The organism is Labilibaculum euxinicum (assembly GCF_963678175.1).
GTDB classification, from domain to species: Bacteria; Bacteroidota; Bacteroidia; order Bacteroidales; family Marinifilaceae; genus Labilibaculum; species Labilibaculum euxinus.
This window is the reverse complement of record NZ_OY782756.1, coordinates 647060-667219: the sequence shown is the minus strand read 5'-3', so window position 1 is coordinate 667219 and position 20160 is coordinate 647060. Positions and strand designations below refer to the sequence as shown.

The 20160-nt window shown below is 34.8% G+C and carries 16 protein-coding genes; 15 read left to right on the top strand and 1 reads right to left on the bottom strand.

The annotated features are described in order from the left end of the window. Window positions 1-341: 341 nt before the first annotated feature. From ACY0M5_RS02975 to uvrC, 12 genes are all read left to right on the top strand, one after another. Window positions 342-1835 (top strand): lipopolysaccharide biosynthesis protein, encoded by a 1494-nt coding sequence (locus ACY0M5_RS02975; protein ID WP_461630765.1) that lies wholly within the window; start codon window positions 342-344, stop codon window positions 1833-1835. 186 nt (window positions 1836-2021) lie between these two features. Then, window positions 2022-2456 (top strand): dUTP diphosphatase, encoded by a 435-nt coding sequence (gene dut / locus ACY0M5_RS02970; protein ID WP_101311249.1) that lies wholly within the window; start codon window positions 2022-2024, stop codon window positions 2454-2456. Window positions 2457-2559: 103 nt separating this feature from the next. Beyond that, entirely contained in the window at window positions 2560-3564 is a 1005-nt protein-coding gene (locus tag ACY0M5_RS02965) for a sugar phosphate nucleotidyltransferase (RefSeq protein WP_461630764.1), read from the top strand. Window positions 3565-3570: 6 nt separating this feature from the next. Then, on the top strand, window positions 3571-5349 hold the full coding sequence (locus ACY0M5_RS02960) for a tetratricopeptide repeat protein (RefSeq protein WP_461630763.1): 1779 nt from the start codon (window positions 3571-3573) through the stop codon (window positions 5347-5349). Continuing rightward, window positions 5339-6202 carry a DUF4292 domain-containing protein gene (locus ACY0M5_RS02955; RefSeq protein ID WP_461630762.1) on the top strand — a complete coding sequence of 288 codons (864 nt, stop codon included), beginning with the start codon at window positions 5339-5341 and terminating at the stop codon, window positions 6200-6202. Before ACY0M5_RS02960 ends, ACY0M5_RS02955 begins: the two co-directional genes overlap by 11 nt. Before the next feature lie 7 nt (window positions 6203-6209). Beyond that, entirely contained in the window at window positions 6210-7436 is a 1227-nt protein-coding gene (locus tag ACY0M5_RS02950; protein ID WP_461630761.1) for a murein hydrolase activator EnvC family protein, read from the top strand. 21 nt (window positions 7437-7457) lie between these two features. Further along, the gene (locus ACY0M5_RS02945; protein ID WP_461630760.1) at window positions 7458-10751 is read left to right on the top strand and encodes a synaptonemal complex protein 1; all 3294 of its coding nucleotides are present in this window, start codon (window positions 7458-7460) and stop codon (window positions 10749-10751) included. After that, entirely contained in the window at window positions 10744-11151 is a 408-nt protein-coding gene (locus ACY0M5_RS02940; protein ID WP_101311243.1) for an ATP-binding protein, read from the top strand. Before ACY0M5_RS02945 ends, ACY0M5_RS02940 begins: the two co-directional genes overlap by 8 nt. Window positions 11152-11154: 3 nt before the next feature. Continuing rightward, a complete protein-coding gene (ybeY, locus tag ACY0M5_RS02935) occupies window positions 11155-11580 on the top strand; it encodes an rRNA maturation RNase YbeY (protein WP_101311242.1) in 426 nt (141 codons plus the stop codon). A gap of 146 nt (window positions 11581-11726) precedes the next feature. Further along, window positions 11727-13604 carry a tRNA uridine-5-carboxymethylaminomethyl(34) synthesis enzyme MnmG gene (mnmG, locus tag ACY0M5_RS02930; RefSeq protein ID WP_124993315.1) on the top strand — a complete coding sequence of 626 codons (1878 nt, stop codon included), beginning with the start codon at window positions 11727-11729 and terminating at the stop codon, window positions 13602-13604. 169 nt (window positions 13605-13773) lie between these two features. After that, entirely contained in the window at window positions 13774-15417 is a 1644-nt protein-coding gene (gene ade / locus ACY0M5_RS02925; protein ID WP_461630759.1) for an adenine deaminase, read from the top strand. Between the two features lie 26 nt (window positions 15418-15443). Beyond that, the gene (gene uvrC / locus ACY0M5_RS02920) at window positions 15444-17246 is read left to right on the top strand and encodes an excinuclease ABC subunit UvrC (RefSeq protein WP_461630758.1); all 1803 of its coding nucleotides are present in this window, start codon (window positions 15444-15446) and stop codon (window positions 17244-17246) included. A 68-nt stretch (window positions 17247-17314) separates the two neighbouring features. Here the strand turns inward: uvrC and ACY0M5_RS02915 are convergent, their stop codons facing one another. Beyond that, window positions 17315-18298 (bottom strand): lipoate--protein ligase, encoded by a 984-nt coding sequence (locus tag ACY0M5_RS02915; RefSeq protein WP_461630757.1) that lies wholly within the window; start codon window positions 18296-18298, stop codon window positions 17315-17317. A 184-nt stretch (window positions 18299-18482) separates the two neighbouring features. Between ACY0M5_RS02915 and dtd the strand changes: the two genes are divergently transcribed. The 3 genes from dtd to ACY0M5_RS02900 all read left to right on the top strand — a co-directional run bounded on the left by dtd (window position 18483) and on the right by ACY0M5_RS02900 (window position 20137). Then, window positions 18483-18935 (top strand): D-aminoacyl-tRNA deacylase, encoded by a 453-nt coding sequence (dtd, locus tag ACY0M5_RS02910; RefSeq protein ID WP_461630756.1) that lies wholly within the window; start codon window positions 18483-18485, stop codon window positions 18933-18935. Continuing rightward, window positions 18936-19271: a nucleotide pyrophosphohydrolase gene (locus tag ACY0M5_RS02905; RefSeq protein WP_225441413.1), complete on the top strand. Its 336-nt coding sequence runs from the start codon at window positions 18936-18938 to the stop codon at window positions 19269-19271. Between the two features lie 281 nt (window positions 19272-19552). Then, window positions 19553-20137: a phage tail protein gene (locus ACY0M5_RS02900; RefSeq protein WP_124993319.1), complete on the top strand. Its 585-nt coding sequence runs from the start codon at window positions 19553-19555 to the stop codon at window positions 20135-20137. Window positions 20138-20160 lie beyond the last annotated feature (23 nt).

Sequence of the window (20160 nt, the reverse complement as noted above, 5' to 3'; positions counted from 1 at the left end):
AAGAAGAATCCTGACCGAGAGGTCAGGATTTTCACAAAATACTTAAACAACAAACACTAACATAAACGTTCCTTAACGCGTATGTCAACAAAAGTGAAAAAAATAATTGGGATAAAAAAGTATTTATTAAGCTTATAAGACTCAAATTATCAAATATTTCCATCGAAATCGTTTGTGTGCCCCTTATTTATTTTTGATATAAATACCGAACGGTCTTTTTCTCACGCAAAAATCGAATTGCTCCACGTGGAACATCTATGAATTCATTTTCAGACACTTTAGGAAAATGAAAAATAAAATTATCATATATTTGCCAATTCTAATACACTAATTTACTTGATTTGAATCCTCTTAAAAAGCTTGCCGGAGAAACAGTCATTTATGGAGTAAGTTCCATCTTGGGCCGATTGCTTAATTGGTTACTGGTGCCACTGTATACCAGTTTATTTATTCCCGAAGACTATGGGATTGTTACGAATCTAATGTCGTATGTTGCTATATTACTGGTTGTTTTAACCTATGGCATGGAAACAGGATACTTTCGGTTCGCAAGTCAAGAGAAGGAGGGCGATAGCACCTTTTCAACGTGTTTTATTTCTTTAATTACAACAAGTATTTTGTTCTTGATTATTATTGCATGTTTTTTAAATCCGCTCGCTGTTTTTTTCGAAATTCCTACAAACAAGAGCTTTATTATACTGCTTGCACTTACATTGGGACTTGATGCTATAACAGCTTTGCCATTTGCAAAATTACGCAAGGAGAACCGAGCGGTTCGTTATGCAGGACTAAAGCTGATCAACATTGGAGTTAATTTGGGAATAAATCTCTTTTTTTTACTCTTGTGTCCATGGATTTATAATAACTATCCTCAAATTCCAATCACTATAATATGGAATCCTGAATTTGGAATCGGTTATATTTTTCTGGCCATATTTGTTTCCAGCTTCATAAATTTACTGTTACTTCTTCCTGATATATTAAAGGTTCGATTAAAGTTGGATCAAAAATTACTCATTAAAATTCTGATCTATTCTTCACCGATCTTAGTGGTAAGCATATGTGGAACGCTCAATATCAATTTAGATAAAATGATAATGCCGGAGTTGATTCCTGAATCACAAAATCCTTTCTATCAAACAGGAATTTACGGAGCAAATTACAAGCTTGCAGTAATCATGACTCTATTTATACAGGCTTTTCGATATTCTTTCGAGCCATTTTTCTTTTCTCAGGCAAAAGAGAAGAACTCAAAGCAGGTGTATGCCGATGTGTTAAAATACTTCGTAATACTTGGTCTTATTATTTTTCTTGGGGTGATGTTCTATCTTGATATTGTAAAGATCTTAATTGATTCCCGTTATCATGAAGGACTGGGAATTGTACCGTACGTACTCCTGGCAAATTTATTTTTTGGAATATTTTTCTCTTTATCTTTGTGGTACAAGCTAACCGATAACACCCGGTTTGGTGCCTATATAGCTATTGTCGGAGTTATAATTACTGTAGTTTTGAATATTTTGCTTGTTCCAATATTCGGGTATATGGGGGCGGCATATTCAGTTCTTGCCTGCTTTTTTGTAATAACTGTAATATCCTATATCGCAGGTCAAAAATACTATCCTGTACCATACGATTTAAAGGGAATACTTTTTTATTTGCTGCTTGCAACAACCATTTTTGCAATCAGCACTTATTTTAACCCAGAAAATCAATGGCTGAAAATGGCTGAAAAAACTCCATTGTTATTGCTTTTTATAATTGTATTTATTCAAAAAGAGCGATTGTGGAGTTCTTTAGGAAAGATTGTTGGTATAAACAGGAAAAGGAAGTAATCAAGATCTATTATCAACCTTTCATAAGAGTTTTGAAAAATGTATCTTAGCCACTCGAAAAAAAATGAAATATTCTTCAAGCAATAGTCATTTATATGGAACGCCCATGACAAGGAATTTTGACACACAGGAGAATAATTTTCCAGCATGCTAAGTTCCATCTGACCATAAAAAAAATATAAACAGATGAAAGTAAAAATAGTTAACAAATCGAAGCACGACTTACCTAAATACAGTACAGAATTATCTGCAGGTATGGATCTTAGAGCAAATCTGGACGAACCGGTATTATTAGAATCATTGGAACGTAAATTAATAAAAACAGGATTGTTTATTGAATTACCTGCCGGATACGAAGCTCAAATTCGACCTCGTTCAGGTATGGCTCTAAAAGAAGGGATTACTGTATTAAATACACCAGGAACTATTGATGCTGATTACCGTGGTGAAATAGGAGTAATTCTTGCAAATCTTTCAAATCGTGTGGTGGAGATCAAAGATGGAGATAGAATTTGTCAGATGGTTGTTGCGGCTCATGAAACGGTAAGGTGGGAACCGGTTGAGGATTTGGAGACATCAGAAAGAGGTGCCGGAGGATTCGGACATACAGGAAAATCCTAATGCGTTAAAAATTATTAATTTGGATCAAAACAAATTGTAAAAGGGTACATTTGATCCGTTTTTTAGTTATTTTACAATTCACTACTACTAGATATTTTAACAGATGAAAATAATTGTTCCAATGGCAGGAATGGGGAAACGCATGCGTCCTCATACTTTAACGGTTCCAAAACCTTTAATTCCAATTGCAGGCAAGCCTATTGTTCAGCGTCTTGTCGAGGAAATTGCAAAAGTTTCCGACGAAGCAATTGATGAAATAGCATTCATCATTGGTGATTTTGGCAAGGAAGTTGAAGAAAGATTATGCGGTATTGCTAAAAATGTTGGCGCTAAAGCAAGTATCTACTATCAGGAAGAAGCACTGGGTACTGCTCATGCCATTTATTGCGCGGCACCTTCATTATCCGACAAGGTTGTAGTTGCTTTCGCAGATACTTTGTTTAAAGCAGATTTTGTTTTGGATGCTGAGGCAGACAGTGTGATATGGGTACAAAAAGTGGAGGATCCATCTGCTTTTGGGGTTGTTAAAATTGATGATGAGAACAACATTACGGATTTTATAGAGAAGCCAAAGAATTTTGTATCTGATTTAGCAATCATTGGAATTTACTATTTTAAAGATGGTGATAATCTGCGGGATGAATTGGAATATCTGATGAAAAATAAGGTGTTGGTAAATGGTGAATACCAGCTTACAAATGCACTGGAAAACATGAAGAACAAAGGACTTTCTTTTAAGCCAGGACAAGTTATAGAATGGATGGATTGTGGAAATAAGGATGCAACCGTTCATACAAATCAAAGAATATTGGAATACCACAAGAATGATGATTTAGTTTGCCCTTCGTCTTCAGCTGAAAATTCCATTATTATTCCTCCATGTTACATTGGAGAAAATGTAAAAATTAAGAATTCGGTAATTGGACCTCATGTTTCGGTAGGTGCAAATACGACAGTAAGTAATACTTTGGTTCGCAACTCAATCATTCAGCGTAACTCAAATCTTGAAAACTTAAACCTTGAAAATTCTATGATAGGTAATTATGTTGATGTTCAGGGTGAAGTTTCGGAATGGAATGTTGGAGATTTTGCGACCTTCTCAAAATAAAGATAGATGAAGGTGGGATGTAAATTTTGGATGGCAGTTCTTATCGGCTGTTTGGTGTCAGGCTCTGTTTTAGCAGGGGAAATTGTACCAATGCCTAAAAAAGAGATAGTACAGAAAGAAGTAAGGTTGACAGAGGCGCAAAAATTAGAGTTCGATTTTGCTTTTGCGGAGGCAACGAAGGCTATTTTGCTGCAGGAGTTGGATAAAGGACTTTCTTTGTATGCAACTTGCCTTAAAATTGATCCGTCGAGTGCTGTTGTCCGTTACGAATTGGCGAATATTTATATGAGTCAGGAAGATTTGGGGAGTGCACTGGAGCTTTCCAGAGCTGCTGTTTCATTGCAGCCATTAAATATTTGGTATCAAATTCAGCTTGCAAATATTTACCAAAAAAAGGGGATGATGGATCAAGCTTGTGCTGTGTATGATGACTTGGTAAAATTACATCCGGAACGAAACGACTTTTATTATTTACAAGCCGCGATATTTGCTTCAGTAGAAAAATTTGATGAAGCCATAGAAGTCTATAATCGTTTAGAGAAAAAGGAGGGAATTCAGGAAGGGATCTCGTTGGAAAAAGAGCGCTTGTATCTTGCTGCAGGCAACAGAAAAATGGCCTATTCCGAAATTCAGAAGCTGATAAAAAAGAATCCTTACCGGGCTGATTTCTATGGAATGTTAGCCGATTTGTATATGGAGGACAAAGATGAAGATAAAGCTTTTGAGCAGTATGAAAAGATATTGAAAATTGATCCGGAAAACGGTTTGGTTCATTTTTATTTAGCGGATTTTTATCGAAGAAAAGGCGAAATTGAAAAAAGTAATGCTTCACTTACAAAGGCTTTCAGAAATCCAGAAATTGAATCGGATCAGAAAATTCAATTTTTAATTTCCATTCTGATGAATGGAAATAAAGAAGGCATGTCTGATGAGTATTTGAAAGAATTATTGGACATATTGGTTGAAGTTCATCCTGGACAAGTAAGAGTACATGCACTTTATGCTGATTTTCTTAGAAAAAGAAAAGATAATGAAGGCGCACGATATCACTTAAGGAAAGTGCTTGAAGAGGAAAAAACAAATTATGTAGTTTGGGAAGAATTGCTTTTAATAGACAATGAAATGTTGGATTTTGAAAGTATGTTTAATGAAAGCTCTGAAGCATTAAAATATTTTCCGACCCAACCTCTTTTATATATCTTTAAAGGTGTTGCTGCAGCTCAAAAACAAGAGTACAAAACCGCAGTTGAAACATTGGAGGAGGGTTTTTCTTATATTGGTGAAAATGTAAAGTTACGGGTTCAGTTTAAGACTTACTTAGGCGATGCTTACTATCAAATGGGCGATGCACAAAAAGCATTTAAAGCGTATGATGAGGTATTGTTGTTTGAGCCGGAAAATGTAATTGTGTTAAATAATTACAGCTATTATTTATCAGTTAAAGGGCAAGAACTTGAAAAAGCTAAAAAAATGAGTTCTCTTTGCATCAAACTTGAGGCAGAAAACTCTACTTATCTGGATACTCATGGATGGGTTTTATATCGAATGGGAGAATTTAAGGATGCTAAAAGTGTTTTGGAAAAAGCTTTGAAATTCGGGGGGGGAGAATCTGCTGTAATTGTGGAGCATTATGGTGATATTCTTTTTCGTTTAGGGGAGAATGAAAAGGCTCTTGAAGAGTGGAAAAAAGCAATTGAAATAGGTGAAGGTTCAGTGTATTTGGCCGAAAAAATAAAGACAGGGAGCATTCCTGAAGAAGAAGAGAAGCAAGAAAATGGGCAATAAAAAATATTCAAAAACTGTCGTAAGGGCTCTGATCGTTATCATTGCCCTTTTTCAGTTTTCCTGTAAATCATTTTATGAGTTAGGTGTTGAGAAGGCAAAACCAATCTCCGACAATAGGTTATATAATGGGCTAATAGATAGTAGTTTAAATTATAAAAGTATATATGTAAAGCGCTTTTCTGCAAGCTTTTCGGTTGATGGCATAAGCAAAAGTTTTAAAGGTTCTATTAAAATAGAAAAGGATAGTGTTATTTGGATTGATATTACTGCCTCTGTTGGGATACCGGTAGCCCGGCTGCTCATTACACCTGATTCTGTAAAAATGATCGATCGGATAAAGAAAACCTATTTTATTGATAACTTTGAGTTTCTTTCTGACAAACTAAATATGGATTTGGATTTTTATTCTTTCCAAAGTATACTTACCAATTCAATTTTTAGAGTAGACAATGAAGAGAAGGAAAAAGCTTTTATTCGATCCTTTGATGGAAAAATAATTGACAACAAGTATGTTTTTATATCTGATAAAGCGAGAAAGATTGATCGAAAATTAAAAAAGGATAAGCTGGAAAAATTAAATAGGTTTAATTATCAAAGAGTAGATATCGATCCTTCATTAATGAGAATTACAGATATATTGGTAAAAGAATTTGATGCAGCGAGAGACATTACGATTAAGTATCGGGATTTCACTGTTTTTGAAAGCAGGAAGTTTCCTCAACGATTGGCTTTTGAAGTAAAGGATCCAAAACATTTATTATCTTGTAACATTAAATTTAATAAGGTAACATTTAGTGAAGATCTGCGCTTTTCGTTTACAATACCGGACAAATACGATCGAATTTATCCATAAAACCACTATGGGAATTAACAAATTAACGTGTAATAAAATATTTTATTTAGTAATTGCTCTTCTGTTTTTATCATCAGTAGATGCTTTTTCTCAGCATGATATTTCTACTCTTAAAAAACGAAAAGAGCAGAATTCTAAAGATATAGCGTATACCAATAGTCTTCTTAACAACACTTTGAAGAATAAGAATGTAACGTTGGGGCAATTAAACCTTCTAAATCAAAGAATAAAGTCCAGACAAGCTTTGATTCAGTCCATTGAAAATGAAATTTCTTATATCAATTCTCAGATAGGTAAAATTAATGCAGATGTAAAAGGATTGGAAGATGAATTGAATAAGCTGAAACAACAGTACGCAAAGGTGATTCAATACGCATACAAGCAAAGAAATTCACACGAAAAACTGATGTTTTTATTGTCATCGAAAGATTTTAACCAAGCTTATAAACGATATAAGTATCTTCAGCAATTTTCGGAATACAGCAAAGAACAAGGCAAACTGATAGGCTCCAAAAAAGATACACTGAAAGCAAACCTGCTTCGTTTAAAAACGGCAAAGAGTGAAAAAGTTGTTTTGCTATCCGATAAAACAAAGGAAAGTCAGAGTTTAGCTCAAGAGAAATCTCAGCAATCTGAGATTATTTCAAAATTGAAAAAGCGTGAAAAACAACTTAGGGATGATTTAAGGAAACAACAACGGTATACTAAAAAGCTGGAAAAAGAAATTCAGAAAATCATCGAAAATCAGGCTAAACTGGCAGCCAAGAAAAACAGCGGAGGAGGCAAATATGGCTTAACTCCAGAGGAAAAAGTTCTTTCAGAATCATTTGATCAAAATAAGGGAAAGCTTCCATGGCCAACAAAAACTGGTTTTATATCTGAAAAATTCGGAGAGCACAAACATGCAGTACTTAAGCATGTTAATGTTCGAAACGATGGTGTAAATATAACGACTGACAGCAATGCCGAATGTCGCTCTATTTTTAAAGGGGAAGTCACACACATTCTTTCAATGCCTGGTCTTAATAATGTAATCATTATTCGCCATGGTGAGTTTTTCTCAGTTTATTCAAACCTTTCTTCAGTTACCGTGAAAAAAGGCGATATAGTTACTTCTAAAGAGAAAATTGGTGTGGTGTATACCGACCAGGCACAAAGCCAAACTGTTCTTAAATTCCAATTATGGAAAGGGAGTACAAAATTGGATCCCTCATTGTGGTTGTATCGGAATTAACTCTTTTACGTAGTAGTTGATATGGGTTCTAAGCAGGAAATTTTTATCGAAAAATTAGATCGGTTTATTCGAAAATACTACCAAAATCAGCTCCTAAGAGGTTTGCTTTTGAGTATTGTTCTGATTTTGTCCTATTTCTTGATTGTTTCATATACAGAATACTTACTGTATTTTTCAGTTTCGGTTCGAACATTTCTCGCTATTTTTTCTGTACTTTTTTTTTCGTTAATGATCGTGAAACTAATTATTTTACCCATAATTGGTTTGTTGCAGATTGGAAAAAGAATAAGCTACAGGCAGGCAATTAGTATTATTACACAATATTTTCCAGATCTGCAGGATCGGTTGATTAATACATTGGAATTAACCGAGCTGTCAGCTAAAAGTGATTCATCCGTCGACTCCCTTTTAATGGCCAGCATCAACCAACGAATGGAATCTATTCAATTGATTCCTTTTAGAAAAGCAATATCATTCAAATCGAACCTTAGCTATTTAAAATACCTTATTATCGTATTTATAGCAATTATTGGAACTTATATTGCCTTGCCGGATATGTACTCCAGCAGCGCGAATCGTCTGGTTCATTTTAGGAAGGAATACATCGCTCCAGCCGACTTTAAATTTGTAGTAAGCCAAAGTGCTATGAAGGTGGTTCGAGGCTCTGATTTCTACTTAGAAGTGCAAACCGAAGGTAAATATGTGCCGGCTGATGTCTACCTGGTATGTGAAGGGAATCAGTTCCTATTAAAAAAGGAAGGAAGTAATCGTTTCAGTTATCTTTTCAGGAATGTAAATAGAGAAGTAAGTTTCTTTTTAAAGGCCGGTAAAATAACATCATTAACCTATCAGCTGGAGATTTTATTAAAACCGGGAATTAAGTCTTTTGAACTTACGGTAAAATCACCATCTTACACAAAATTACCAGAAACTAAAGAGAAAAATTTGGGAGATATTAGTGTACCCGAAGGATCTTTATTGGAATGGACGATTGAGGGGGAGGACACCAATTCAGTTCAAGTTGTCTTCAATGATTCTTTAAATCAGGTCGATTCAAAAGATAAAGGCAATACCTTCTTATTTTCAAAAACCATTTTTCAGAAAAACAACTACCAAATTTATGTTAGTAATGAGCAATTTGAAAAACAGCTTTTTGCCAATTATACCATTGATATAATACCAGATCTTTATCCGCAAATTCAGGTGTCAGTTATACAAGATACTTTATTGCCTACGGCCTACTATTTTAAAGGTATATTGAAGGATGATTATGGATTTTCGAAATTGCGGTTTTGTTATCTTATTAATGATCAGTTACCTGTTTACATTCCTCTAAGCTTGAATCGGAATCTTAGTTCTCAGGAGTTTTATTATGCCTTCGATTTTGCAAATGTTGATGTAAGCGAAGGAAGTCGTGTACAATATTATTTTGAAGTTTTCGATAATGATGGAATAAATAAACCGAAAATGTCTCGTTCCCAGCAATTTTCTTTATTAGTTCCGGATTCGAAGCAGTTGTACGATTTAAATACAAGTATGCAGGATAGTATCTCGAATCGAATCGAAAAAGGAATTGATCTGAGTCAATCCATACAGGAAGATATAAAGCGTCTGCAAAAAAATATGTTGGATGGCACCGGAGACAAATGGCAGCAACAGCAAATGTTTCAGCAAATCGATTCTAAAAAGAAACAATTGGATGAGTTGCTAAATAATATCAAGCAAGAGAATGCAAAAAAAAATCAGTTGTCAAATTCTTTGGGACAAAAAGATTCTTTACTAATCGAAAAGCAAAAACAAATTGAAAAGCTTCTTGAAAATGTAATGGATGATGAGTTGCAAAAATTGTTTGAAGAATTTAACAAATTGGCTGAAGATTTTAAACCGGAAGATTTAAATAAGCTAGGGAACCAAATAAACATGTCGTTTGATGATTTTCAGAAACAAATGGATCGCAATCTGAGTTTGTTGGAACGATATGATATTGAGGCTCATACGAATAAAATTATTGATAGAATTGATGAAATTGCCAATAGTCAGGAGGAAATTAGTGAGCTAGGGCACAGGCAGGAGGAAAAAATGAATTCTCAGCAAGTTGAGGAAAGTCAAAAATGGGATGATCTGAAAAAAGATCTGCAAAATCTTCTCGAAAAAAATTCCGGCATTAGTGACCCGTATCAATTTCAAAATCCTTCCGAAGATCTTGAGTCTATTTCTGAGATGATGAAAGAATCAAAAAACTTTCTAGAAGAAGGTAAAACCTCTAAGGCTTCAAAAAATATGAAAGCAACTTCTAAAAAACAAAAAGCACTTGCTCAGAAGTTGAATGGTAATCTTTCAAAAAGTGTAAGTGCTCAGCTTACCGTTGATATTGATAATTTAATTCGCCTGATGAATAACCTGATGGAATTTTCATTTCAGCAGGAGGCCGTATTGACTGATTACAAAACTGTGGATTATCGAAATCCTTTATTTGTAAAAATGATTGAAGAACAGGGGGGATTAAAAGAAGAGTATTTATTAATTCAGGATTCATTGCTATCTCTTTCATCTCACTCACCTCAGGTTGCAGCTTTAATTGGAAATAGAATTTTTGGTATAGGCAATTATCTCGATCAGGTTCTCGAAGAAGCTAACAACAGAAGAAAAATTCAAGCCAATGTTACACAACAAAAAGTATTAACTGAAGTTAACGAATTATCACTGTTTCTTTCCGAGGCATTAAAACAACTCATGGAACAAATGGCGAATGCTATGCCTGGCGATCAAATTGGCGATCAAAAAGGAGGAAAACCATCATTTGCGGGTATGCAATCGGAGCAGCAGTCCTTAAAAAAGATGTTGGAGGAGATGATTCAGGAAATGAAATCAGGAAATGGTAAAAATAATTCTAAAGAAAAATTGGGAAAGTTTTTACAAAGGCAGGAAATGTTTCAACAAAATTTGAGTGAAATTCTTCAGAAAAGAGGAGTTGGAGACGAGACAGAGAATATATTACGTGAAATAATGAAAATGATTGACCAAACGCAATCAGACATATCTAATTTTTCCATAAATTCGAATACAATTAATAGGCAAAATAGAATAATTTCTCGTTTGTTGGAAGCTGAAAACGCTCAGAGAGAAAAAGATTTTGATAAAAAAAGAGAAAGTAATTCTGGAAATATTATTAAATTGAGTAACCCTACGGAAATATTTGAGTATAAAAGAATACGAACAGATTTTGAAGGTATTTTCGATGACTCTTATGTAAAAATGCTCGACTACTATAATAAATTGTATTTGGATTACATGATCAAAATAAATAATGACTAAATCAGAAAAATTGCTAATCTTTCCATCCGAATTAGAGAATATAAGCAGAGTTGAAAGGCTCATAGATGAGATTTCTTCATCTCATAACCTTAGTTCTGAAATTTACGGAAAAATTTCAGTTGCTCTTATTGAAGCTGTCAATAATGCGATCTTGCATGGCAACCAGCTAGACGTAACTAAAAAGGTGAAAGTTAAATACAATATTGATGACGAATCTATTAGTTTCATTGTGTGGGATGAAGGTAAAGGATTCGATTTTTCTAATATTCCTGACCCAACGCTTCCTGAAAATTTGGAGAAGACACATGGACGGGGAGTTTTTCTAATGAATCACCTGGCTGATGATATTGAATTTGGAGAGAATGGTGCTATAGTAGAAATGAAATTTATTTTTGGATAAAAAATGTTGATTACTTACGATACGTGTGAAGCTAGTATTCCCGCGATTGATCAGAAGCGCTTAAGCGAATGGATCAATCGCGTTGTTGTTAATAATAGTTTCGAAATTGGAGAGATAAATTACTATTTCTGCTCTGATAATTACCTGCTTGAAATGAATCGTGAACACTTAAATCACGATTACTTTACGGATATAATTACTTTTGATTATACTGTTGCTGATATTGTATCAGGAGATTTATTTATAAGTGTTGATACAGTTCTTGATAATGCAAAAGAATACGGATGCGAGTATCTTCAGGAATTGCATCGTGTAATGATTCATGGAGTCCTTCATTTAATGGGAATTGATGATAAAACTGATGAGGATCAGGAAATAATGACCCAAAAGGAGGACGAATCATTAGCATTACTTTCCGATATTGATTAAATTTGTGAAATTTTTTTAGTTTATTGATCTGAATTCTAGATGATTAGGATGGGTATGTCCATTGCAGTTAATTGGTTTTCAGTTTATTAGATAAAATAATTACCTTTGCACGAATAAGAATAACGAATATAAATATCTTTTATTGTATGTTGCCAAAGTATGATGTTATAGTAGTAGGTGCCGGTCATGCCGGATGTGAGGCGGCAACAGCTGCGGCAAACCTTGGATCTTCGGTTCTTTTGGTTACCATGGATATGAATAAAATTGCTCAAATGTCATGTAATCCAGCTATTGGTGGAATTGCAAAAGGGCAAATTGTTCGTGAATTAGATGCCTTGGGAGGCTTTACAGGAATAGTTACCGACCGTTCATCCATCCAATTCCGTATGCTTAATCGCTCTAAAGGACCTGCAATGTGGAGTCCAAGATCACAATGCGATAGAATGATTTTCTCTTCGGAATGGAGAAAAATTGTTGAAAATACAGATAATTTGGACATGTGGCAGGATGCCGTTGTTCAAGTAATTATAGAGGATGGCAAGGCAGTTGGTGTGACTACTAAATTGGGAATTGACATTACTGCGAAATCGGTAATATTAACTAATGGAACTTTCCTTAACGGATTAATGCACATTGGGCGTAAGCAGGAAAAAGGGGGGAGAACAGCAGAACCTGCATCTGTAGGAATTAGTGAACAATTAAAAAGTATTGGCTTTGAAGTTGGGAGAATGAAAACCGGAACCCCTGCACGTTTAGATGGCAGAAGTATTGATTTTTCAGTAATGAAAAGACAGGATGGGGAAGAAGGATTTTATCAATTTTCTTATCTGACAGATCATGTAGATCGTATTCTTACTCAGAGACCATGTTATATTACGTATACAAATCTGGATGTTCACGATAGTCTCAGAGAAGGGTTTGAAGAATCTCCGATGTATAATGGAACAATTCAGAGTACAGGCCCAAGATATTGTCCGAGTATAGAATCTAAGCTGTCAACTTTTGCTGAGAAGCAGGAACATTTGCTTTTTTTAGAACCAGAAGGAGAGCACACTCATGAGTATTATATCAACGGATTTTCATCGAGTCTTCCTTGGGATGTTCAGCTAAAAGCACTTCAAAAAGTTCCGGGATTGGAAAATGTGAAAATGTATCGTCCGGGATATGCAATTGAATATGACTATTTTGATCCAACACAACTTCATCATACTTTGGAAACAAAATTGGTTTCGAACTTATTTTTTGCCGGACAGATTAATGGCACAACCGGATATGAAGAAGCAGGAGCTCAGGGAATGATGGCAGGAATAAATGCGAGTTTATTGGTGCAAGGAAAAGAGGCTTTCACACTGAATAGAGACGAAGCTTATATTGGTGTTTTAATTGACGATTTGGTAACTAAAGGTGTTGATGAGCCTTACCGAATGTTTACATCAAGAGCCGAATACCGTATTTTATTAAGGCAGGATGATGCAGATTTACGCTTAAGTCCTAAGGCTTTTAAATTAGGATTAGTGGGACAAAAACGAATTGACTTGCTGGAAGAGAAAATTGAGTTTAGAGATAAATTAGTTACCTTTTGTAAAGAGTTTAGCTGCAAACCAAAATTCTTAAATCCGGTTCTGGAAAAATTAGGAACGGCACCATTAAAACAGGGCGTTAAATTGTATGATATTATTCTTCGTCCGCAGGTTCAGATTAAAGATTTACTGGAAGATATTATCCCATTAAAAGAAGTGGTGGATTTAATACCAAACAGACGAGAAGAAATTATTGAAGCAGCTGAGGTTTTAATAAAATATTCGGGCTATATAAATAGGGAAAAATTGATCGCAGAAAAATTAACCCGCTTGGAGAATATTAATATAAAAGGCAGATTTGAGTATACAAGTTTGCAATCTATTTCGACTGAGGCAAGACAAAAATTGGATAAAATTCAGCCTCAAACTATTGGACAGGCATCGCGGATATCGGGTGTTTCTCCTAGCGATATTAACGTTCTTTTGGTACTCATGGGACGATAACGTTCCACGTGGAACTAAGGAGTATTTTAAAATAGTTTACTCCTTAAAACGCCCGAAATTGCCTTTTTGCATGTCGAAAAGTTAATTTCGGGCGTTTTTGAAGGCAATATTGAGCTATTTTAGGAATTGAATTTAGAGATTACCATTATTAAATGATAATAGATGAGATATGACAAGTAATAGATTTTCGATATCAGGTAAAGTTGTGGATGTTGTTTCGCGTGAAATAATCAATGCAGAGGTGTATGTTGAAGAGGGAAGAATCACTTCCATTAGTAAGAGGGATTCTGTTCCTGATCAATATATCTTACCAGGACTTGTTGATGCACACATGCACATTGAAAGTACCTTATTAATACCAAGTCGATTTGCAAGTTTAGTTGTACAGTTTGGTACATTAGGTTTGGTTACAGACCCGCACGAAATAGCAAATGTGCTGGGTGAGATTGGCGTTGATTTCATGATTAATGATGCCGGTAAAGTTCCTTTGGAAATTCGCTTTGGTGTTCCTTCATGCGTGCCGGCCACCAAACACGAAACTTCAGGTTTTGTTTTGGATAGTAATATTGTGGAAAGCTTACTGAAAAGAGAAGAAGTTGTTTGTCTTGCTGAAGTAATGGATTTTGTTGGTGTGATTGAAGACGATCTTGAGGTACTCAAAAAAATAGTAGCGTGTAAGAATCTTGGAAAAAAAATCGATGGTCATGCTCCAGGTTTAAAAGGAAGGGATTTGAAAAAATATGTGGCATCTGGAATTTCTGCGGATCATGAATGTTCAACTTTGGAGGAAGCTCTTGAAAAAATTTCTTTAGGGATGATGATTCAAATAAGGGAGGGTAGTGCTGCTAAAGATTTTGAGGCGCTGTATTCTTTGTTGGAAACACACCCGGATAGAATCATGTTGTGCACAGATGATTTGCATCCAGATGATTTAATTGAAAATGGGCATATAAATTTTCTGATTAAACGTGGATTGAAGAAGGGACTTAATTTATTTTCATTACTTCGGGCCGCTAGCTACAATCCAATCCATCATTACGGATTAAACCTGGGATTGCTGCAGGTTGGCGATTCTGCGGATTTTATTGTAATTGATCATCCGGAATCATTTGTTGTAGAGCAGGCATTTCGAAAAGGTGTTTGTATTTATAAAAATAAGGAGGTTTTGTTTAATGTAAGTAATGAAATCATCTTGAATAATTTTAGTCGAAAACCAATTCAATTAGCAGATTTGGCTATTAAGCCTAAAAATGGCTCATTGCGGGCAATGGTTGTTAAGGATGGTGATCTGATAACTGATTCAATTTTGTGTACACCAAAGGTAATTGATTCAAATGTTGTATCTGACATTGATAATGATTTATTGAAAATGGTTGTGATGAGTCGATACGATAATGGAAAACCAGTAATGGGATTTGCCAAAGGATTTGGTTTTAAAAATGGAGCTATTGCCGAAAGTATTGCTCACGATAGTCACAATATTATTGCGGTAGGAACAAGTGATGAAGATTTACTTCATGCAATTAATACTCTAATTGAAATGAAAGGTGGTATTGTTGCCGTTAACAACGGAGAAAGTGAGTCGGTTGAATTGGAAGTTGCGGGATTAATGTCGAACAAGACAGGAGAGGATTTGGTAAGGGAATATGCAAAATTGAGTGATTTTGCTTCCGATTTGGGGTCAAATTTTCAGTCTCCTTTTATGACTCTTGCATTTATGTCTTTACTGGTAATTCCAAAACTAAAATTATCAGATAAAGGTCTTTTTGATGTTAAAGAATTTAGAGTAATAGACCTTTTTAAAGAAGAGTAAGCTATATTAGTGGAAAATTATAATAAGTGATAAAAAACAAAAACATAGAACATTTAAAATTTTTGGTTTCCGCCTTGCCTGAAGAGCCAGGAGTTTATCAGTTTTTTGATGAGAACGATACAATTATATATGTAGGAAAAGCAAAGCGACTCAAAAGAAGGGTTGCTTCCTATTTTAACAAAGTTCACGATTCGGCAAAAACCAATATAATGGTTCGCAAAATTGTGGATATTCGGCACATTGTTGTTGAATCGGAAGAGGATGCCCTGTTATTAGAGAATAACTTAATCAAAAAGCATCAGCCGCGGTACAATGTTCTTTTGAAAGACGATAAATCTTTTCCCTGGATTTGTATTAAAAGCGAAAACTTTCCCAGAGTGCAAGTCACCCGTCATTTGATTAAAGATGGTTCGGAATATTTTGGACCCTATACGAGTGTGAAAATGGTTCGGATTTTAATGGATATGATGCGGTCTTTGTATCAACTTCGAACTTGTAATTTAAGTTTGTCGGAAGAGGGGATTAGAGATCAAAAATTCAAAGTTTGTTTGGAGTATCATATTGGGAATTGCAAAGCACCTTGTGTTGGGAAGGAGAGTAAAGAAGAGTATGAACAAACAATACAGGATATTCGGAATATATTGAAAGGAAATATTGGTTCGGTAACTTCTCATTTGAAAGAAAAAATTCAGGAACTGGCCAATGATTTTAAATTCGAAGAAGCACATCTTATTAAAGAGAAATTATATTTACTGGCAAAGTATCAAAGTAAGTCAACAATTGTAAATCCTTCCATTAATAACATTGATGTGTATTCTATTGTTGATGATGAAGATTCTGCTTATGTAAATTTTTTAAAAGTGGTAAATGGAGCCATTATTCAGGCACACACCATTGAAATGAAAAAGAAAATTTACGAAAGTAAAGAGGATTTGCTTTTGCTTGCTATTACAGAGATCCGGCAGAAGATTTTTAGTACGGCAAAAGAAATTTTGATTCCTTTTGAGCTTGAATTATCCATTGAAAATGTTCGGTTTGTTGTCCCTCAACGTGGCGATAAAAAGAAATTGCTGGATTTATCTGAACGCAACGTTAAATATTATCGTCTCGAAAAGTTAAAGAAAGGGGATAAGTCTCTAAAACAATCGCATTCCGAACGTATTGTAGAAACCATGCGCACCGATTTAAGATTAAAAGATGCGCCGGTTCATATTGAATGTTTTGACAATTCGAACATACAAGGAACTAATCCCGTCGCCTCTTGTGTTGTGTTCAGGAATGCAAGACCTTATAAAAAGGATTATCGGCATTTTAATATAAAAACAGTAGTTGGAGCAAATGATTTTGCTTCTATGGAAGAAATAATTTACCGGCGTTATAAAAGATTGCTGGACGAGGGAAAGAGTTTACCGCAATTGATTTTGATTGATGGGGGAAAAGGACAATTGGGAGCCGCCTTAAATAGTCTGGATAAATTAGAATTGCGTGGAAAGATTTCTGTAATTGGAATCGCCAAAAAACTGGAAGAAATCTATTTTCCCGGAGATCCTTACCCATTGTATCTGGATAAAAATTCAGAGACTCTTAAAACTATTCAACATTTGCGAAATGAATCGCATCGCTTTGCAATAACCTTTCATAGGCAGAAGCGATCAAAAGCATTTATTGTCTCTGAATTGGATAAAATTGAAGGTATTGGGCGAAAATCAGTTGAAAAGTTAATTAAAAAGTTTAAATCTGTAGAGAATGTAAAAAATGCCACACTTGCTGATTTGGAATCTGAATTAGGAAATTCAAAAGCTTTAATAGTCTGGAAATATTTCCATTAGAGATTTTATTTGAGAAGTTACTTGAATATTTATTCAATGTAATTTTAATTCAAAAATAATTCACACAGCTAAAAAAATGCGGACAAAATCTCTTTTTGTGTGATATGTTTAAAGTATAAGTTTATTTTTAGGTTGTTAATTTGTTTATATACAGTCTCTTTGTCATGATATTGACCGATCATTAAGCTTTTAAAGTCCAAAATGTGGTTTTCTACCAGGCAATTACCTAATAAATTAAGATTTTTAATAATTCCTTTCTCTACTGTCATGCTAACCTCTAATATGATTCCTCCCGAAAAATTACTGAGTTTTTCAAAGATGTAGTTGGGTGAGTAGCCATAATTCCATTCCCAGTTGTTGTATTTCTCTGCCATTAAAGCTTCTATCTTTTCAATATCAATTGCCGATAGTTCAAATTCCTTGGCATCTGGAAATTTCGTTGTCAAATCCGTTAAAATTAATTGAGCAAAGTTGTCGATACTCATGGAATGGGAAAGATATTCAGAGATGTTCGTTACCTTACTTCTAATTGATCTTATGCCCCGATCTTTGAACTTGAGAGGATTTACCTTTAACAGCTGATTTAAGCGATTTAAATCGCTTGAAAATAGCATTGTGCCATGTTGCATAAGCTTGTTCTTAAAAATGTGTGAAGCATTCCCTGAAAATTTCTTTCCATCGATCGTTAAATCGCTTTTTCCTTCAAATTTAGCGTTTACGTGCAGCTTTTGAAGAGTATCGATAATTGGCTGACTGTATTTTTGAAAATCAACCAATTTACTTTTTTCTCCACTCTTGATAAAGCAATAATTTAGATTTCCTTCGTCGTGAAAAACGGTTCCTCCACCTGACATTCTTCTAATGACAGGTATATTTTCCTGTTCAGCTTTGTCGAGATTGATTTCAGCCAGGGTATTTTGATGTTTTCCTACAATTAATGCAGGAGTATTGGTATACAAGAAGAAAAAATCATCTTCATGGTTCTTTAGCAAATACTCTTCGCAGGCAATGTTAAAAACGGGGTTGGTAGATGAACTGATGAAATACAACATGCTTTACTTTTTTTTTGTAACGGATTACAAATATCAGTATTAATTGGGAAATATCTTAATTTAGAATCAATTTTAATAAGGTGCAAGTCTGGAAAAACGGCTTTAGCAATATCTTTTTTACATGAATATGATGTGTTATATTTGAGAGGAACAATTAATTGTAACATTTAATAAATATATTGATATGCGGGTTGTGGTTCAGCGGGTTACTCAAGCTTCAGTGAGTGTAGATTCTGAAATAATCGGGCAGATATCGAAAGGATTGCTGGTGTTGGTGGGAATAGAGAATGCTGATACGGAAGAGGATTCGGAATGGTTGAGTAAAAAAATCTGTCATCTTCGAATTTTTGACGATGAGGAAGGAGTAATGAATAAATCTTTACTTGAAGTGGATGGAAATATTTTGGTAATCAGTCAGTTTACTTTGCATGCAAAAACTAAAAAGGGGAACAGACCATCTTATATTACAGCTGCAAAACCTGATATTTCAGTACCTCTGTACGAGAATTTTGTTGCTCGTTTGGAGAAAGAATCCGGAAAGAAGGTGGAAACAGGAAAATTTGGTGCCGAAATGCAGGTCTCATTGGTTAACGGTGGTCCGGTTACCATTGTAATGGATACTAAAAACAAGGAATAGATGATGAATCAGATAGGAATTAAGGAAGCCCAGGAAAAAGTTGATCAATGGATCAAAAAGTATGGAGTTCGTTATTTTAATGAATTGACCAACATGGCTATTTTGACCGAAGAGGTAGGAGAGGTGGCTCGAATTATCTCCAGAAAATATGGAGAGCAATCTTTCAAAGAAAGCGATAAGGAAGTTGATTTAGCAGATGAAATGGCTGATGTTCTTTGGGTTCTAATGTGCCTGGCAAATCAAACAGGAGTTGATTTAAACGAAGCTTTTCAGAAGAATCTTGAGAAGAAAACGGAGCGGGATATGTATCGGCATAAAAATAATGAGAAACTCTAAGTTTACGGAATAGTAAAAAATAATTTGTATTCATAAATAGGCCAAAGTCATCATTCCGATGACTTTGGCCTATTTATTTATACTTTTCTCGATATGAAATAGGTTAACAGAAAAACGACTTTTATAATTTGAAGAAGTATTCTGTTGATTATTAAAAATATAACTTGTTATGTGAAATATTTCACAGTGGTATTTTTAACTTTAATAATTAATTTACGTACATTCATAACTATTTGATGTCGTTTTGTCAAACAAATATTATTTGTACTTAAATTTAAATTATGGACGCATTTCTTTCTTTTATTGGCTTGTGGCCCCTAAGTTGGGCTCCTAATTACTGGTCTCTTTGTTGGGGTCAAACACTATCAATTGACGACAACACAGCTCTTTTTTCTTTGATTGGTATCACATACGGTGGTGATGGTAGAGCTAGTTTTATGTTGCCTGATTTTAGAGGCAGAGTTCCTCTGGGTTATGGAAGTGGCATAGGTCTTTCTCCTAATAAAATGGGATTGAGGGCAGGTGTAGAAAAAGTGAAACTTGTTTCATCTCAGATACCTGTACATACACATACAGCAACTCTTTCGTCTGTAGATGTTCAATTTATGGCTAGTGCACTTCCTGGAACAGAAAGCGTACCAGGCACTAATAATGCCAGAACTTTGGCCGCAACAGCAGGAAGATATCCTGATACCATTTACAATTCAGAAGTGCCAACTGTAGAGTTGACAGGGGTGGCTTCTAGTGGTGGTGATATTGCTATTGAAGCAGCAGGAGGAGACCATTACCATACCAATATTCAGCCGTCATTGGTTGTAAATTATATCATTTGTATGAATGGAATTTATCCTCCAAGACAATATTGATATATATGGGTTGGCAATATCTG

What these genes read in the sequence shown, in the direction of transcription:
- ACY0M5_RS02960 (WP_461630763.1), top strand. Translation starts at nt 3,571, where the DNA reads ATGAAGGTGGGATGTAAATTTTGGATGGCAGTTCTTATCGGCTGTTTG.
- dut (WP_101311249.1), top strand. Translation starts at nt 2,022, where the DNA reads ATGAAAGTAAAAATAGTTAACAAATCGAAGCACGACTTACCTAAATAC.
- mnmG (WP_124993315.1), top strand. Translation starts at nt 11,727, where the DNA reads ATGTTGCCAAAGTATGATGTTATAGTAGTAGGTGCCGGTCATGCCGGA.
- ACY0M5_RS02900 (WP_124993319.1), top strand. Translation starts at nt 19,553, where the DNA reads ATGGACGCATTTCTTTCTTTTATTGGCTTGTGGCCCCTAAGTTGGGCT.
- ade (WP_461630759.1), top strand. Translation starts at nt 13,774, where the DNA reads ATGACAAGTAATAGATTTTCGATATCAGGTAAAGTTGTGGATGTTGTT.
- ACY0M5_RS02965 (WP_461630764.1), top strand. Translation starts at nt 2,560, where the DNA reads ATGAAAATAATTGTTCCAATGGCAGGAATGGGGAAACGCATGCGTCCT.
- ACY0M5_RS02955 (WP_461630762.1), top strand. Translation starts at nt 5,339, where the DNA reads ATGGGCAATAAAAAATATTCAAAAACTGTCGTAAGGGCTCTGATCGTT.
- ACY0M5_RS02915 (WP_461630757.1), bottom strand. Translation starts at nt 18,298, where the DNA reads ATGTTGTATTTCATCAGTTCATCTACCAACCCCGTTTTTAACATTGCC.
- ACY0M5_RS02945 (WP_461630760.1), top strand. Translation starts at nt 7,458, where the DNA reads ATGGGTTCTAAGCAGGAAATTTTTATCGAAAAATTAGATCGGTTTATT.
- ACY0M5_RS02940 (WP_101311243.1), top strand. Translation starts at nt 10,744, where the DNA reads ATGACTAAATCAGAAAAATTGCTAATCTTTCCATCCGAATTAGAGAAT.
- ACY0M5_RS02950 (WP_461630761.1), top strand. Translation starts at nt 6,210, where the DNA reads ATGGGAATTAACAAATTAACGTGTAATAAAATATTTTATTTAGTAATT.
- dtd (WP_461630756.1), top strand. Translation starts at nt 18,483, where the DNA reads ATGCGGGTTGTGGTTCAGCGGGTTACTCAAGCTTCAGTGAGTGTAGAT.
- ACY0M5_RS02905 (WP_225441413.1), top strand. Translation starts at nt 18,936, where the DNA reads ATGATGAATCAGATAGGAATTAAGGAAGCCCAGGAAAAAGTTGATCAA.
- ybeY (WP_101311242.1), top strand. Translation starts at nt 11,155, where the DNA reads ATGTTGATTACTTACGATACGTGTGAAGCTAGTATTCCCGCGATTGAT.